12 protein-coding genes are annotated in these 15,329 nt (G+C 37.9%); 3 read left to right on the forward strand and 9 right to left on the reverse strand.

The genetic code is table 11. From position 1 onward, the window contains the following. The first annotated feature begins 3 nt into the window (after positions 1-3). Complete coding sequence (locus tag K6G87_RS11485) at positions 4-606, forward strand: TIGR01440 family protein (RefSeq protein ID WP_296837323.1); 603 nt, start codon at positions 4-6, stop codon at positions 604-606. Between the two features lie 708 nt (positions 607-1,314). Here K6G87_RS11485 and K6G87_RS11490 read toward each other — a convergent pair. From K6G87_RS11490 to K6G87_RS11510, 5 genes are all read right to left on the reverse strand, one after another. Beyond that, positions 1,315-2,967 carry a SulP family inorganic anion transporter gene (locus K6G87_RS11490; RefSeq protein WP_296837293.1) on the reverse strand — a complete coding sequence of 551 codons (1,653 nt, stop codon included), beginning with the start codon at positions 2,965-2,967 and terminating at the stop codon, positions 1,315-1,317. Positions 2,968-3,129: 162 nt separating this feature from the next. Next, positions 3,130-3,738 (reverse strand): HD domain-containing protein, encoded by a 609-nt coding sequence (locus tag K6G87_RS11495; RefSeq protein WP_296837295.1) that lies wholly within the window; start codon positions 3,736-3,738, stop codon positions 3,130-3,132. Between the two features lie 156 nt (positions 3,739-3,894). Further along, positions 3,895-4,905 carry a M14 family zinc carboxypeptidase gene (locus tag K6G87_RS11500; protein WP_296837298.1) on the reverse strand — a complete coding sequence of 337 codons (1,011 nt, stop codon included), beginning with the start codon at positions 4,903-4,905 and terminating at the stop codon, positions 3,895-3,897. A gap of 84 nt (positions 4,906-4,989) precedes the next feature. Further along, complete coding sequence (locus K6G87_RS11505) at positions 4,990-6,789, reverse strand: N-acetylmuramoyl-L-alanine amidase (protein WP_296837301.1); 1,800 nt, start codon at positions 6,787-6,789, stop codon at positions 4,990-4,992. A 61-nt stretch (positions 6,790-6,850) separates the two neighbouring features. Beyond that, positions 6,851-9,382 carry an ABC transporter substrate binding protein gene (locus tag K6G87_RS11510; RefSeq protein ID WP_296837306.1) on the reverse strand — a complete coding sequence of 844 codons (2,532 nt, stop codon included), beginning with the start codon at positions 9,380-9,382 and terminating at the stop codon, positions 6,851-6,853. Positions 9,383-9,560: 178 nt separating this feature from the next. On the opposite strand from K6G87_RS11510, the gene K6G87_RS11515 reads away from it, so the two are divergent. After that, positions 9,561-11,414 (forward strand): heparinase II/III domain-containing protein, encoded by a 1,854-nt coding sequence (locus tag K6G87_RS11515; RefSeq protein WP_296837309.1) that lies wholly within the window; start codon positions 9,561-9,563, stop codon positions 11,412-11,414. A 2-nt stretch (positions 11,415-11,416) separates the two neighbouring features. On the opposite strand, the gene K6G87_RS11520 is transcribed toward K6G87_RS11515, so the two are convergent. Continuing rightward, the gene (locus K6G87_RS11520; RefSeq protein WP_296837311.1) at positions 11,417-12,214 is read right to left on the reverse strand and encodes a hypothetical protein; all 798 of its coding nucleotides are present in this window, start codon (positions 12,212-12,214) and stop codon (positions 11,417-11,419) included. 352 nt (positions 12,215-12,566) lie between these two features. Here K6G87_RS11520 and K6G87_RS11525 point away from each other — a divergent pair, with 352 nt between their 5' ends. Beyond that, the gene (locus K6G87_RS11525; RefSeq protein ID WP_296837313.1) at positions 12,567-13,403 is read left to right on the forward strand and encodes a helix-turn-helix domain-containing protein; all 837 of its coding nucleotides are present in this window, start codon (positions 12,567-12,569) and stop codon (positions 13,401-13,403) included. A gap of 149 nt (positions 13,404-13,552) precedes the next feature. Here K6G87_RS11525 and K6G87_RS11530 read toward each other — a convergent pair whose 3' ends face one another. The 3 genes from K6G87_RS11530 to K6G87_RS20070 all read right to left on the reverse strand — a co-directional run bounded on the left by K6G87_RS11530 (position 13,553) and on the right by K6G87_RS20070 (position 15,316). Further along, positions 13,553-14,341, reverse strand: a complete 789-nt coding sequence (locus K6G87_RS11530; RefSeq protein ID WP_296837316.1) for a hypothetical protein — start codon at positions 14,339-14,341, stop codon at positions 13,553-13,555. 15 nt (positions 14,342-14,356) lie between these two features. After that, positions 14,357-14,851: an RNA polymerase sigma factor gene (locus K6G87_RS11535; protein WP_296837320.1), complete on the reverse strand. Its 495-nt coding sequence runs from the start codon at positions 14,849-14,851 to the stop codon at positions 14,357-14,359. A 309-nt stretch (positions 14,852-15,160) separates the two neighbouring features. Then, positions 15,161-15,316: a hypothetical protein gene (locus tag K6G87_RS20070; RefSeq protein ID WP_296837326.1), complete on the reverse strand. Its 156-nt coding sequence runs from the start codon at positions 15,314-15,316 to the stop codon at positions 15,161-15,163. Between the last annotated feature and the right edge of the window lie 13 nt (positions 15,317-15,329).

A 15,329-nucleotide genomic window follows, 5' to 3' on the forward strand; every position in this document is an offset into this window, starting at 1 on the left:
GATATTTACAGGTCTACAACTCTTGACCTTGATAAGATCAAAGATCAGGCAAGGGCCTGTGTAGGTGAAATAGTTGAAGCTTCAGGTATAAAAAAAGGACAGATATTCGTTGTAGGCTGCTCTACAAGTGAGATCTGCGGAGATATAATAGGTTCTAACTCAAGCCTTGAAGTTGCCAAAGCCGTATTTGGCGCTATATATGAAGAACTAAATAAAAAAGGAATCTACCTTGCTTCCCAGTGCTGCGAGCACCTTAACAGAGCTATCATTATAGAAAAAGAAGCTGCGATTTCAATCGGAATGTCAGATCATATAGTAACCGTTGTACCACAGCCCAAAGCAGGCGGATCATTTGCAACCTGCGCCTATTACAACTTCAAAGAGCCTGTAGCTCTTGAAGAGATACAGGCAGATGCAGGAATAGATATAGGCGGAACATTAATAGGTATGAATCTTAAGAAGGTCGCTGTACCGGTCAAGCTGTCTAACAACACCATAGGAAGTGCAAACGTACTTGCAGCAAGAACAAGGCCCAAATATATCGGCGGAATAAGAGCTTCATACGAACCGGATGAAGAAATGAAAAATCACATCTTGCAAAAGTAAAACATCTTATATAATTTCCTGATCATCTTATTACTTTCATCAAAATAGTAATCAGCTTTATTACGTTTATTATCACTTAACATGATCGTATTACCAAGATAGGATATCTGTTCTCGCTAATATCATATTATACCGCCCCGTCCATAGTTATTACAGGGAGCTTTGGTTTTATGCCAAGCAAATTCTCAAGAATAGTAGCAGGAGTATACAAGGATGAGAACGTCATATTTATTCCATATTCAAGATGAAGAAAGTCATCCGTGAATCCAAGAAAAAGTAATAATATATAGCTACACTTTTACCCTAAAACTAATGCGAGGTTTCCGCACAATTACTGCGGTTCCTCGCATTTTAACTGTCAAAGATGGGAATATACCATATTTTTGCTTTTGGCAATTACTTTTTTATTTTTCACTCAGACTTCGCATAAAAAATGCCCCTTGCGAATTTTGAAACCTTGGGCAGTTAATAAAGAATTTTCGCGTTCTTTAAAAATTTCACTAAATTCAAGAGCTTAATAAATGGAGTTTTATATTCTTATTGGGGTCCGCATGTATGAGCGAAGCGAGTTTCGGACCCCTGAATATAAAATTCCAGTTATTGAGCCTTGAATTTTGAAATTTTTAAGACAAGAAAATACTTTATTAACTGCCCAAGATAATCAAATCGCAAGGGGCATTTTTATGCGAAGTCTGAGTTATCAGGATTTTATTCTATGATCTTTGCTGCTCTTTCGAGTGACTCATCTATGTTTTTGCAGAAGTTTTCTTTTCCAACTTTAGCTATGAATCCAGCCTTTTCCATTGTTTTCATTGGCTGCTCATTTACATGTGAGAAGATAACCTCTGCTCCGCTTGCCTTTACTCTGTCATATGTCTGCTCAAGTGAACGCATTGCAGTAGCATCGAGTGCCGGAACACCTCTCATACGGATTATCAGACATTTAGTAAAGTCCTTGACTGTAATATCAGCAAGCATATCTGAAACACCGAAGAACATTGGTCCACTTATCTCATATACACTTACAGGCTTTGGAACATTTCTGAATCTTATGGCATCAGCATCATGTTCTTCATCATCAACATATTTCCAGCTTCTAACCTCTGCTTCTTCGCTCATTCTCTTTACAAAGAGAAGACCAGCCATAAGCATACCAATCTCAATAGCAACTACAAGATCGAATACTACTGTAAGAACAAATGTAAGAACGAGAACTATAACGTCGCTCTTTGGCGCTGTCTTTACAAGATGAATAAAAGCTCTGTACTGGCACATATTATAAGCAACCATAAATAGAATAGCTGCAATTGTAGGCATTGGAATAAGGGCTGCATATGGCATAAGTACTACAAGAACAAGTACAAGTACTATTGCATGGACCATACCGGCCACAGGTGTCTTACCACCATTTTTGACATTAGCTGCAGTTCTTGCTATAGCTCCTGTTGCAGGGATTCCTCCAAATAAGGCTGAACCTACGTTACCAACACCCTGAGCTACAAGCTCCATATTGGATCTGTGCTTGGAACCTATCATACCATCAGCTACAACACATGAAAGAAGTGATTCGATCGCAGCAAGTATGGCTATTGTAAATGCATCAGGAAGAATATTTCTAATAGCTGCAAAAGAAAAATCAGGCATTGTGAAAGACGGAAGTCCTGAACTTATAGTATACAGATCGCCTATAGTATTAACCTTCATTCCAAGACCCTTGACCATGATAACTCCGACTATAACCGCAATAAGTGATCCCGGAATTACCTTGTTGATATATGGCCACACTATAAGGACTATAAGACATACAAGGCCTACTATAAGCGCCTGATAGTTGATAGTTCCTATATTTGAAACAATAGCTCCTACCTTATCAACAGTTTCAACTGTAACAGTTCCTTCAGGATAAGTAAGTCCCAGAAAATCCTTGATCTGTCCGATCACGATAGTAACAGCAATACCTGCTGTAAAACCTGTTGTAATAGTATAAGGAATAAACTTGATAAGACTTCCAAGCTTTAAAAAACCCATGATTATCAGCATGATACCGGCAAGAACAGTTGCAAGAGCAAGTCCGGACATACCATTTTCCTGGACTATACCAGCTACTATAGTAGCAAAAGCCGCCGTAGGACCAGCAATCTGAACTCTGCTTCCTCCAAGAAAAGAAATAAGGAAACCTGCTATAACAGCTGTATAAATACCCTGTTCAGGTCCCACCCCTGAAGCAAGCGCAAGTGCAATAGATAAAGGAAGTGCGATAATAGCTACTATTATACCTGCAACTACATCCTTAACAAACTGCTCTTTAGAGTACTCTTTTAAAGTAGTAAAAAGCATAGGTTTTAAAGCATCGTTTTTCATAATATTCCTCCATAGCCCGAATCAATGATTATACTTTAAAAACATAAGCTTTAAAATTTTACCGCTAATTAAAGAAGGTTACAATAATAACTTTATATAATTTTTTTGATTATTTTCTATTTTTTTTATAATTTAGTCAAAAAAGCCTTCTGCTTACCTCCATTAATCCTCGGAGTGCCTTATATGTCCGGCTTCCTCATTCTTATCGAGGATCTCCATTGTCTTTTCGTATAATATTTCAGATCCAAGACGAGTCTTTTTCTGTCTTCCATCAACCTGCTTCCTGTTTACGCCATGCCTCTCCCAGTCTGCACCCTCATTGGAATCATTCAAAAGAAGAGGCTGAAAGTTATCCATTGCATGAGCAAAGTGGGCTTCAGCAGTAGCATCCTCTTCAAATTCTTCAAAAAGAGCACGAAGCTCATCTCTCTGATCCTTTGGGAGCATTCCAAAGATTCTCTCTGCTGCCTTTTCTTCACGCTCTCTTTGAGTTTTCTTGCCCTCTTCATCATATGCATAGGTATCGCCAGCGTCGATCTCAACTATGTCATGGATAAGGCACATCATCATTGTATGCGCAATATCAATCTTTTCATTGGAATATTCTCTAAGAAGATAAGTCATGATAGCCATATGCCAGGCGTGCTCTGAATCATTTTCATTACGACCATGTCCTGTAAGATGCGTCTGCCTTGTTATATTCTTTTCTTTATCAATTTCAAGTATGAATTCCATCTGCTTTAAAAGGCGATTTTCTGTATCTTTGTCCATATTTCCTCCCAAATTTTATAATGCCTAAACTCATTAACTCTCCTTAAGTGCTGTTAACACTCTGATTATAGCAAAAAAGCCGCCTCATAAAAGAGACAGCTTTTAAATTAAACTCGCAAATGCTTCGTTTTTTGCTCGTTATAAAATCAAATTTCATCAGTAAGAAAGCTTCACCGCATACAGATTCGCTACATTCTTCCAGCTTGTAAGATTCTTGGAATAAAATTCTGATACCTGTCCTGCTCCGTCAGGAGGAAGCGTCTTGCCGCACTCTATAGTGCATCCTGGAACACCGCACATGATCTGCGCAAAGTCAGCAAAAGAACCGCTCGGATCTGTATCCTCAGCATCCACTACTACCTGATACCCTGTAGAATTGTGAACCGTATCAGCAATAAGTCTTGATAACGCATACATCTCAGGTGTGCAGGTAGGTGCGTAGTAGTATATTATATTCCCCCTCATATGATAAGCAAGGTAGCAGTCAAAATGATTATCAAGTAGAAGCTGCTCAAGTATCACAGTTTCTACTTCTGATGAGGGCATGAGGCCTTCATAATAGGCATAAGAGATAGTAGGAGTCTTGGTCTCTGCAAGTCCCCAGCCTGTCGGAAAGTTTCGATTTATATCAACGCCGTTGGCATTGGACTTCCACATACTGCAGTGCCCTATAGTATTTATAAGAAACTGATAGTTTATATCAGTTGTTGCATTGGCCCCACTCTGAGCTATAGCAACTCCGTCAGGATTGGCCATAGGGACTATGGTAAAGCAGGTTGTCGCAAGAAGTTCCCTTTCATTAGCCGCATAGTATTCTGCCATCTTCATAACAAGAGGTGTGACATAATATTCTCTTCCATGGATAGAAGCATGTATTAGTATCTGCCTTGGCGCATCAGGATTACCAAGCTTCATTATAAGGATCTGTCTCCCAAGAGCTGTCTGTCCCTTTAGTTCATAACTCACCATATCAGGATATGAAGCTGCAAGAAGCTGGGTATCATAAAGCATACGCTCATAGGTATAGGTTCCCTGAAATGAGACAATACCTGATTCTTCTGCATGTGTATCAATGTTATGCAATAGAAATACTGACATGCATATGATCACTGTAATAACAGAAACTATTCTCTTTAATATATTAAAAGTAGATAAAACTTTATTCAAAATATATACCTTCTCTTTCTTATCCTTATATTCAAATTTTGGGTAAGTTATATCTCGAAATATTTTTACCCAAAATTAAAGACCTTAATCCAGGTATGTTTGGAAGTACATATCAATTCCATTTACAAGTCCTTCAACCATAAGCTTTTGGAATTCATCATCATTCATGTTGATATCTTCACTTGCATTAGACATAAATCCCATTTCTATAAGCGTAACCGGAACTTTAGACCAGTTAATACCTGTCATATCATCCGTTTCCGATATGCCGCGGCTTTTGATACCTGTTGACTGTGTATAGCCTGCAAGAACACATTCAGAGAGTGCTCTACTCTTATCATAAATATATGAATTATATGGATTGGACTTTGTCTGACAAAGGGCAGTTGCACCTCTTACACTACTGTTATCACTGCCATCAGCATGAAGCCTTATAAATATATCTGCACCAGCATTATTGGCAATCTCAGCCCTTTCAGCATTACTTATATCAACATCATTTGATTGGCGTATAAGAACTACATTATAGCCTTTTGATACAAGTTCATCCCTAAGCATAAGTGCTATATCCAAAGTAAGTTCATATTCATAAACACCTGTAGCTACTCCGATCGTACCACCTGAGACCTTGGCTTTCATAACAGTAGATCCTGGTCCAACAGGCTCAGTATCACTATTTCCATGTGACTGGTGTCCCGGATCTATAGCAATTGTATACATACCGGATGAATCGATATCTTCAGAATCTTCAGGATCTTCAGGATTTTCAGAATCATTACTATTATCAGCCTCTATACTGCTTTCATCTTCTACATAAGCTTCTGCTCCATAACCTGCAGACGTATTATATAATCCTTTCAGATTAGCAAGTTCTGCTGCGCAGTATGGTGATATAAGGCTGTTATAGCTATAAAGAATGAAACCCGGCTGGTTATTAGCTCTAAGCTCTGTTACCTGAGCCATGATATTAGCATTTGAAGCGCTCCATCCAAGATCTGAAGAAGGCTTAACTTCAGCCATATACAAAGCAAGTCCCACGTACATAGGAAGTCCCAGCTTATTAAGGCTTATCCACTGAAGAAGCCTGTTTGAAAAGAGCGTAACGCTTCCATCACTTTTATACATATTGGTCCAGTAAATCTGCGGAGCAATATAATCAATATACCCGGGAACTGACATCCAAGTAACTATATCAGCACCTTTGGCAATATTATTATCGACGTTACCTGTAGGACTTATCCCAAATACCTTGCCGTATTTATGACAGGTAGTATAAACGTCTGATACAAGCTTATTATGGACAGATGCATCCATCACAGGAAAATAGTCATCAAAATGAATTCCATCTACACTGTAATTTTTAAGTATCTCTTTTATTCCGGCAATAATATTATCATGAGTTGCAAGACTAGCATCTCCGCAGTACTCTCCATTTCTAAAACCATAAGGATTGATCCAGGCATGTATTGAAAGTCCCTTTTTATGAGCTATCTGTATCATTATAGAAAGGGGATCATACCCCGGATCTACGCCGTTTAGCATCTCAGTGCTCCAGGGATATATACTAGAAGGATATACAGCATCATTATGAGATCTGACATGCATTATAAGAGTGTTACAACCGGCACCAAGTATGTTGTCAGTTATAGTTTCAAACGCACTTGTAAAAGCTGTTTTGTCTTTGCCCTGAAGATACTTTTGCCAGTCACGAAAAGAAAACCAGACGGCACGCACTTCTACCTCTGATGAGCTACCTGCATTAAGTGTCATAACATCTGCAGCTTCCACATTATATTTAATATTTGGAACAAGGAGAAATACTGATAGTAGTATAGATAATACTAATGATAAATAACGCCTTCTTATACCCCTTACATGCAACATATCATTCCCTTTCCGCCTCTTTAAGGTCATGCTTTGTAATCCCCCTATGACCTTCGGGGGATTATAATACCGTGTCAAAAAGCTTTTCAAGATCCTCTGCACGCATAGGCTTTCCTCTCATGAATCCCTGCGTTGCATCGCATCCTACGCTCTTTAAGAAATCTTCCTGTTCTTTGGTCTCAACACCTTCTGCAACTACGTGATAATTTCTTGAATGAGCTATTTCAATGATTTTTTCTATCATGAACAGATTTTCCTTGGTAGGTTCTGTTCTAATAAGTGACTGATCAATCTTAAGGCCTGAGAACGGCAATCTGTTAAGATAACTAAGTGATGAATATCCGGTACCATAATCATCAATAGAAAGTCTTATGCCACTACTTGTAAAGGCATTAAAGTATTCTGTAGTACGGCTTGATGTTGTAAGGAATGAACTCTCCGTGATCTCAATAACAATATATGAAGGATCCAGATCGTACTGGGCAAGCTTTTCAAATACATAATTAGGATATCCTCTGTCATTAAGCTGTATATTGGAAAAGTTAATGGAAACTGCCGGAAGATCATACCCCTTTAAAAGCCAGTTATGCCACTGTTTAATCGTCTTCTCCGTTACAACCCTGTCTATTCTTATGATAGACATATTTTCTTCAGCTACCGGTATGAATTCTCCAGGACCTGCAATATTATTCTTAAGACGTATAAGAGCTTCCACCCCAAATAATTTATTGGTTCCTGTTATAAACTGAGGCTGATAGAATATCTCAAATCCATCATTGACCAAAGCTTCCTCTATTGTAGTCTTTATAGCACGTCTTCTTATCTGCGCTTTACCCAGCTCAGTATTAAAGAAATAATAGTTATGGCGAAGCTTGTCCTTAGCATATCTCAAGGCTTCAGCAGCATTATTAAGAGCCTCGATACTGTCCATTTCAGGTGAACGCATTGCAGCTCCAACAGTTACATTTATAACCATCTGCTGAGTATCAGCTATTATGGGTGTGTCAAAAGAACCTATGATATTACGGCAATATTCTTCAATATTTTCAACGCTTGGATCTTTTATGATAACAATAAACTCATCTCCTCCAAGACGGCCTGTTATACCATTACCGCTAAATAACTTTTTAAGGCGCAGAGCAGTTTCAACTATTACCTTATCTCCTATACTGTTACCATATAGATCATTAATGGATCTGAAATCATCTATATCTACAAGGATAAGGCCATACTGGTTATTGTTACCTGACATCTTTCTAAATTGCCCATCAATATATCCCCTGTTAGGAAGTCCTGTGAGATAATCTGTAGAAAGAAATCGCTGCTGCCTGTGACTTTGAAATACAATTTCTATAATGATCGCAAGGATCACGAATATGAACGGAATAATAATCCCATAATAAGTCGCAAAGAATTCAGTAATGGAAAGAGGTGCATTCCTTACAACACTTCCAGAAGGAAGTGAAGACATACTGATACTATAGTGACTTAGAACCTCTTTATCATAAATTGGAATAGTCGGAGTTTCAGCTATCACATTTATTTCAGATGGAGCTCTTCCATTGATTATCTGCATAGCCATAAGAGCTGCCGTCTCGCCTGCTTTTACACAGTCATAGACAATACCGCCTGCGACACCTGAACCGGTCAGATCATAAGCAAGGCAGAATACAGGAACAGATGAACACTCAGTAAGTATCACCGCATTATATGAAAAGCTGTTGACCTGCCCATCCTTAGTCTCATATACATCGCTCATTATGACAGCGCAGTTGGAGTCCAGATTCTGAAGGATTTCTTTGACCTCATCCATCTCCATCTCTGAAATATTAATATAGTTCCATTCAAGTTCACTATAATCATCCTCTATTTCAAGGAATTTAGAATAATCGAGTCTTCCAATATAACTGTTATCAACAACTACATACAGCTTATTTACTGAAGGAAGCATGCTGTGTATAGCACTGATATTACCTTCATAATCATAGTTTTCCGTGATTCCTATAACATTGTCATATTTGGCTGCATCATCCACATTATGCTGATCCTGAATACCCATATAGACTACCGGTGTATCTTCCATCAGTTCTTCATGATTTAAAAGAAAAGAAAGTGCAGCATCATCACAAGCTATTATACAACTGTATTTTTTGCCTCTTAAAAGCTTATTGGAAAGGTAAGAATAATAGATTGCTATATCTTCTTCTGAATCATATCTCCTTGAATCCATGAATTCATAGCTTATATCAAAGCTGGATTCTGAAAGGATGTTACTTATTCCCTCTATTTCAGGTTGGACTATTGTATCACGCATGCTATAAGAACTTAGTACGAGAATGTCTATTTTACTTCCATCAGGAATTATTACGGCATCATCTGATGTATCTGCCTGATCTGATCTATCAGACTCATCATCTTCTTCACTGCCTGTATCAAAAGAATCTTCATCATCATAAAAACCCGATACCACCCCAGCCTTTACAGATGACGTTCCTGCATATGAACGCACACTCATAAAGCCTGTTCCAAAGATCAAAAACAGACATAGCAAAAAGCAGGTCATGAATCTTTTTACGATTATGAACTTTTTCATCGTCACCTCATAAGTCTTGTTAGGGAATAATCTATATTTATTTCGGATTATTATCCATTTTCTTTAGGATTTAATAAGTCGTTGTGATATGATTGTAATAGGGTTCAAAGGCTGTATTACTGCCTTATAGAGTTTCCTTAAAGCAAACAGACTACTAATAAATAAAAGGGGTTAAATAATGGAATATTTATATAAAAATACACTTTCTAAAATTAATACCCTCCATAACTTATCAGATCTTTGGGAAGGCATAACCAATAATATTACTGATGACGCCAGTAAATATCTTATAGAAGAAGCCAATAAATATCTTAACTTCTCCTTTGAGCCTATTCCTGCAACACTATTCATGGAATTCAAAAGGACCGGCAACAGAGTACATTTTGAAGATGTATATTTTGGCAAAAGACGTGCACTTAATGCCCTTGTACTTGGTGAAATCTGTGAGGATAAAGGAAGATTCCTAGACGATATAATAAACGGAATCTACAGTATATGCGAAGAAAGTGCCTGGCAGCTTCCTGCCCATAATTCATATAAGCGCGACACTCCTCAAAACATACTTCCTGATACAGACAGACCAATTATCGAACTCTTTGCCTGTGAAACAGGAGCACAGCTTGCCACTATCTCCTATATACTAAAAGACAAGCTTGACAATGTATCAGATGAAATCTGCCATCGCATAAATTCAGAACTTAAAAAACGCATTATAAAGCCTTATCTTAATGAACACTTCTGGTGGATGGGCAGAGAAGATGAGCCTATGTGCAACTGGACAATCTGGTGTACCCAGAATATTCTACTTACAGCAGCTCAGATGAATGAAAAAGACATACCATTAAATGCTATTATAGACAAAGCTACAGAATCTGTAGACTATTTTCTCAAGGATTACGGTATTGATGGCTGCTGCGATGAAGGAGCCATGTACTATCATCATGCAGGCCTTTGCATGTATATAACCACAAAACTTCTTGACCTCATGACAGACGGCGCTTTCAAAGACTGTATGTATGATAACAAGGTTAAGAATATAGCTGAATATATATCAAATGTACATGTTCACGGCAGATACTACCTCAACTACGCTGACTGCGCTCCTATTCTAGAGCCTGCAGGAGCAAGAGAATATCTCTTTGGCCAAATGGTTGATAGTTCTGCCCTTATGTCCTATGCAGCACTTGATTTTGCTAATTCAATGAAAGACCAAGACGCGCATTATCTAAAGGATGAGATCAATCTCTCCTATAGACTACTTACTATAATGCATGAAAAAGAGATAATAGACTATGCCCAAAAGCATCCTAAGCAGATCCCTGCAGGCAATGTCTACTACGAAAGTGCAGGCGTATTTGTAACAAGAAAGGGTGATATAACCCTGTCTGTAAAAGCAGGTGACAACGATGACAGCCATAACCACAACGATACAGGAAGTATAATACTCTATGCAGGTAATAGACCTGCCCTCATAGACGTAGGTGTTGAAAGCTATACAGCCAAGACCTTTTCTGACAGACGCTATGAGATATGGACCATGCAGTCAGGCTATCATAACCTCCCGACAATAGGTGGATATGACCAGCTTCCGGGAGCCTCTTACCATGCAAGTAATGTCAAAGTATCAGATGATCTTACAACCATAGAACTGGACATCAAAAATGCATACCCTTCCGAATGCAAACTGCATTCATACAAAAGGTATGCATCAATTGAATCACCTAAATATGATAATGCTCTTATCATAAAGGACAATTGGGAATTCGATAAAGATGCCGAAAATACCAACATCATCTTAAACTTCATGACCTACGAAAAGCCAGAAGTAACAATAAATGATGATTCCTCAAAAGCTAGCCTTTTCAAGATTGGTGATCTATGCACCTTTAAATTATACGGTGTATGCAAATATGAAATAGAATCAATACCTGTAACAGACGAGCGTCTTCAAAAGACCTGGAAGCATGATATCTACAGAGTCCGCTTCTATATAGCTCCGGATGTCAGTGAATTCATGCTTAAATCTGTGTAATCTTATCTAAGGACCATGTCTCCATTGTTCCTTAACATGCTGCGAAGACTTATGATACGATCCCAGTTGCCATCAGATTCCGTAGCCGGAATCCAGCACTTGCCCTGAAGATAGATATAGTGATAGTAATAATACATATCACGTTCAAGCCTCTCTGTAGAAAGACCAAAGAGCTTGGAAAATCTATCTATGGCTGGGATCTCTTCTTCTGTATACATAACAGCCATAGCACCACTTTCAAGCATAGGAAGAATATGATTCTTGGCATAGTCAAAGCCTTCATCCCATGAACGATTCTCATCATTGTCTATACCACGTGCAGGACTGTAACCACTTCCAGCTTCATCCAGAATAGATTTTATAGCATCAAGACTTGCAATATTGGTATTAGAAGAAAGATTAGCTATAAAATTGCGGAACATGGTAAGCGTCTGAGTATCATCTGCTACAGATGCAAACCACATCTTACCATTTTCATCATCAAGAACTATAGCCTTGTTATAGGTATAAACTTCGTCGCCGCTACATCTTGATGCAGTCTGTGAATAGCATATATTCTGGGAAATTGCACGAGAGTCTTTCATGTTATGAATACATGCATTTAATATAGCTACCATGTACTTGGTATCTACTATAAGCATAAAGGGAAGCTTGGACTTACTGACCCCTACAGCATCTATAGTAAATCTACCTTCAGATATAGGCTCTTCAAGTGCAACAAGAATTCCTTTTCTTATTACTTCTTCACTCTTGTCAGTACGGGTAATCTTTAAATATGTATTAGAAGACATGTAATCCATAGAAACCTTCCCCTTCCTAGGAATATCAAAAAGTTTTAACTATATCTACTCCCACATAATAATCTATCAAAACCACAATGCATGCGGTCCTACCGTTTTTTATCAAACACAGGATATCTAATATAATAATAACACATCCTGCCATGTTATTGTAAAAAGACAAATAAAAAAATCGGGAAATCGCACACGTTGTGGATTCCCGATTTTTAGGCTTAAATAATATGGATACCCAATGCACCCAACTATAAGCACACCGGCTTATGCTATTTAGTTTTTACTCATTTTATCAAGAGCTACTCCAAATACTTCTGTATAATAAAATTACGATATCGTAACAGAAAGGACCAAGAGCATGGAAAATATTCAGCTGCTTATAGAAGCTATGGAATATATAGAAGACAATCTATCCCAGCCGCTTAAAACAGATACTATTGCTGATCATTTGTACTGCTCAAAGTCTACTATTGAGAAGCTTTTCAGGTACATTAACAACATCAGTATCAGGGATTATATAATTCGAAGGCGTATGAGTAAGGCCTCAAAAGAGATTGTCCATAATCCGGAAAAGTCCTTGCTTAATATTGGTTTGGACTATGGTTATAGCAGCAATGAAGCCTTTTCAAGAGCTTTCTACAGCGTATGGCAAGTCTCACCTTCGGAGTTTAGAAATAATCCCTCTGAATTTGAACTGTTTCCCGGTTACAAACTTGACCGGGAGCTAATGGAGGAAAAGACAATGACTGATAGGAAAAAGATTGATATAAGTAAGCTTTATGATTGCATCAAAGAAAGAAAAGGCTGTTATCTGGTGCTTGGTGATATCAAGAGCCTTATTCCAATAAATGAGATTTCTCATAAAGCAGGAGATCTGGCAATAATAACTGCCATGAAGCGCATGGAGCAAGCATCCGGCGATGAGGATATCGTTTTTCGTATTGGTGGTGATGAATTCGTGATCCTGACAAATTCCAAGGATGAAGACTACGCAAGAAGTATATGCGAAAAGATCATCAGCCACAATGAAGAGGCTATATCCTGGAATGGACAAGATATTCCGCTCTCATTGTATGTAAAATTAGTGCGTTATGAAGGTGGAACAGCTCTCCGATATTCTGAGTTTTTCACAATGCTTCAGAATGAGCTTAGTGAAGAATTCAAGAACCAGTATTCTGACAGACTTTCCGATTAATGATTTAAACCTCTATATCATTTTGATATAGAGGTTATTCATGTAATCTTTTACAAGTGTATATCTGCATTCCTCTTTGCAGATGCGTCTTCATCTCTAAAGAATTCAAGTGGTCTTGCGTTCTTTATTGAAGCAACAATAGAATCTTCCTAATTATTGCTTGCATTAATAATTTCTTCTGCCATATCCATCATTTCATCTGCATCCATTGGAGTATCGAAAGAAAGAATACAATAGTCCACTTCACCCATCACAAAACTAACCGTGCTACACATTTTTGTTTCTCTTTCATCACTACCATCACTAATAAAGAAATGCGGATCATTAGCATCCCTTTCTTTTTCTTCGTCTGTCAAAACCTCGCCAACGGGAACAAACAGATATTCATCACAACTATAATAAACATCTACATCTCCAACCTTTCGGCTATCTAAGGCATCCTTTGAGATGTCGCCACCACCCATACTCTTTGGATCCATATAGATTGCAACGTATGGTTCATTCTCTTTAACATAATTCATGCTTATGCCTTTGTAAGACAGAAGATCATTAAAATTATCATCCTGTGTAGTAGATTCGCCTATTTCCATATAATCAAACTCATAGCCATTAGAAAATGATTCTACAGCGATAATATCCAGTTCCGCCTGCTGTTCAAGCTTTTCAAGATCACCAAAATTTCTTGTTCGTGTTTCAATTTTATTATGACTAACTACGCCTGTCGCAATTCCAGTAGCTGCTGCTGTCACCCCAAATACCATTATGCATGCAGCAACTATTATCGCCGTTTTCCTTACTCCAATTCTTTTTTTCATCGTGCCTTCCTTTCTGATCGGACTAATCTTAGTTAAATTCGATATCATCTTTTCTTTTTTGTCATCAGAAAGACTGATAAGGCTCATAGATTCAATATACTCTTTATTTCTATATTCACTCATGTCGATTCTCCTTGCCTAATCGTTAACCCGTTTCAACATACCAGGATCATTCATGATTGAAAGCCTGAGTTTCTTTCGCCCGCGAGAAAGATACATATTAATCGCTGATTCTTTTTTCCCCAGAAGCTCTGCTATCTCTTTTGCCGAATACCCCTCATAGTAAAAAAGATAAATACTGATACGATAGTTCCTAGGCAGCTTCATTACTTCTTCAGTGATTCCAAGATCCGGTGGGGTAACAGCTTTTGCATCATCAGCTTCCTCTAGAACTGTAGTCTTACTGAAAAATGCACTCTTCAATTCGTTTTTACACATGTTTATAGTGGTTCTGATAACCCATGCTTTTTCATGTTCAAGACTATCAAACTGTGGATCCAATGTAATATACTTTACTAAAACCGCCTGGCATATGTCCTCTGCATCAGTAGTACTTTTAAGATAATTGGCACCGATGCGCATAATCATGTCAGTATAGCTTTCCACCAACCGTCTTGCTTCTTTTTCCTCCATGTGTCTACTCACTTTCTGATATCTTTTAGAAGGCCCTCTAAATATAATACAATTCAAAACGAGTAAACCTAACACCAAAAACTAAAATTGAGTGCAGTTTTTTTACCGCACTCAAATCTTATATCGCAAATCAATTTATCATTCTTAGCATTTGTTATTTTCCCACATCACAGAATACAACAGTCAGATTGAAAATCTGATGCAAGGAAGTTCAAGAGTACATCCCTTTACCAATTGTTTTCCAATATTTTCTTCACATAGAACAGTGCCTTCACGGAATCTCCTTTACACTTATCTATGATAACTTTGTTATGCCCCCAAAGGAATAAAAAATATAGCATTTTCCAATCTTCTACTGGGCTCGATGCATATAACCAATCCATTCTCCTTAACAGAATCGACCATCTTTTTCAAGATATTTTCAGGATTAGGCAGATGCCTAAGTACAGACTGGCATATTGCAATATCATACTCTTCA

This window comes from Butyrivibrio sp., from assembly GCF_024699075.1.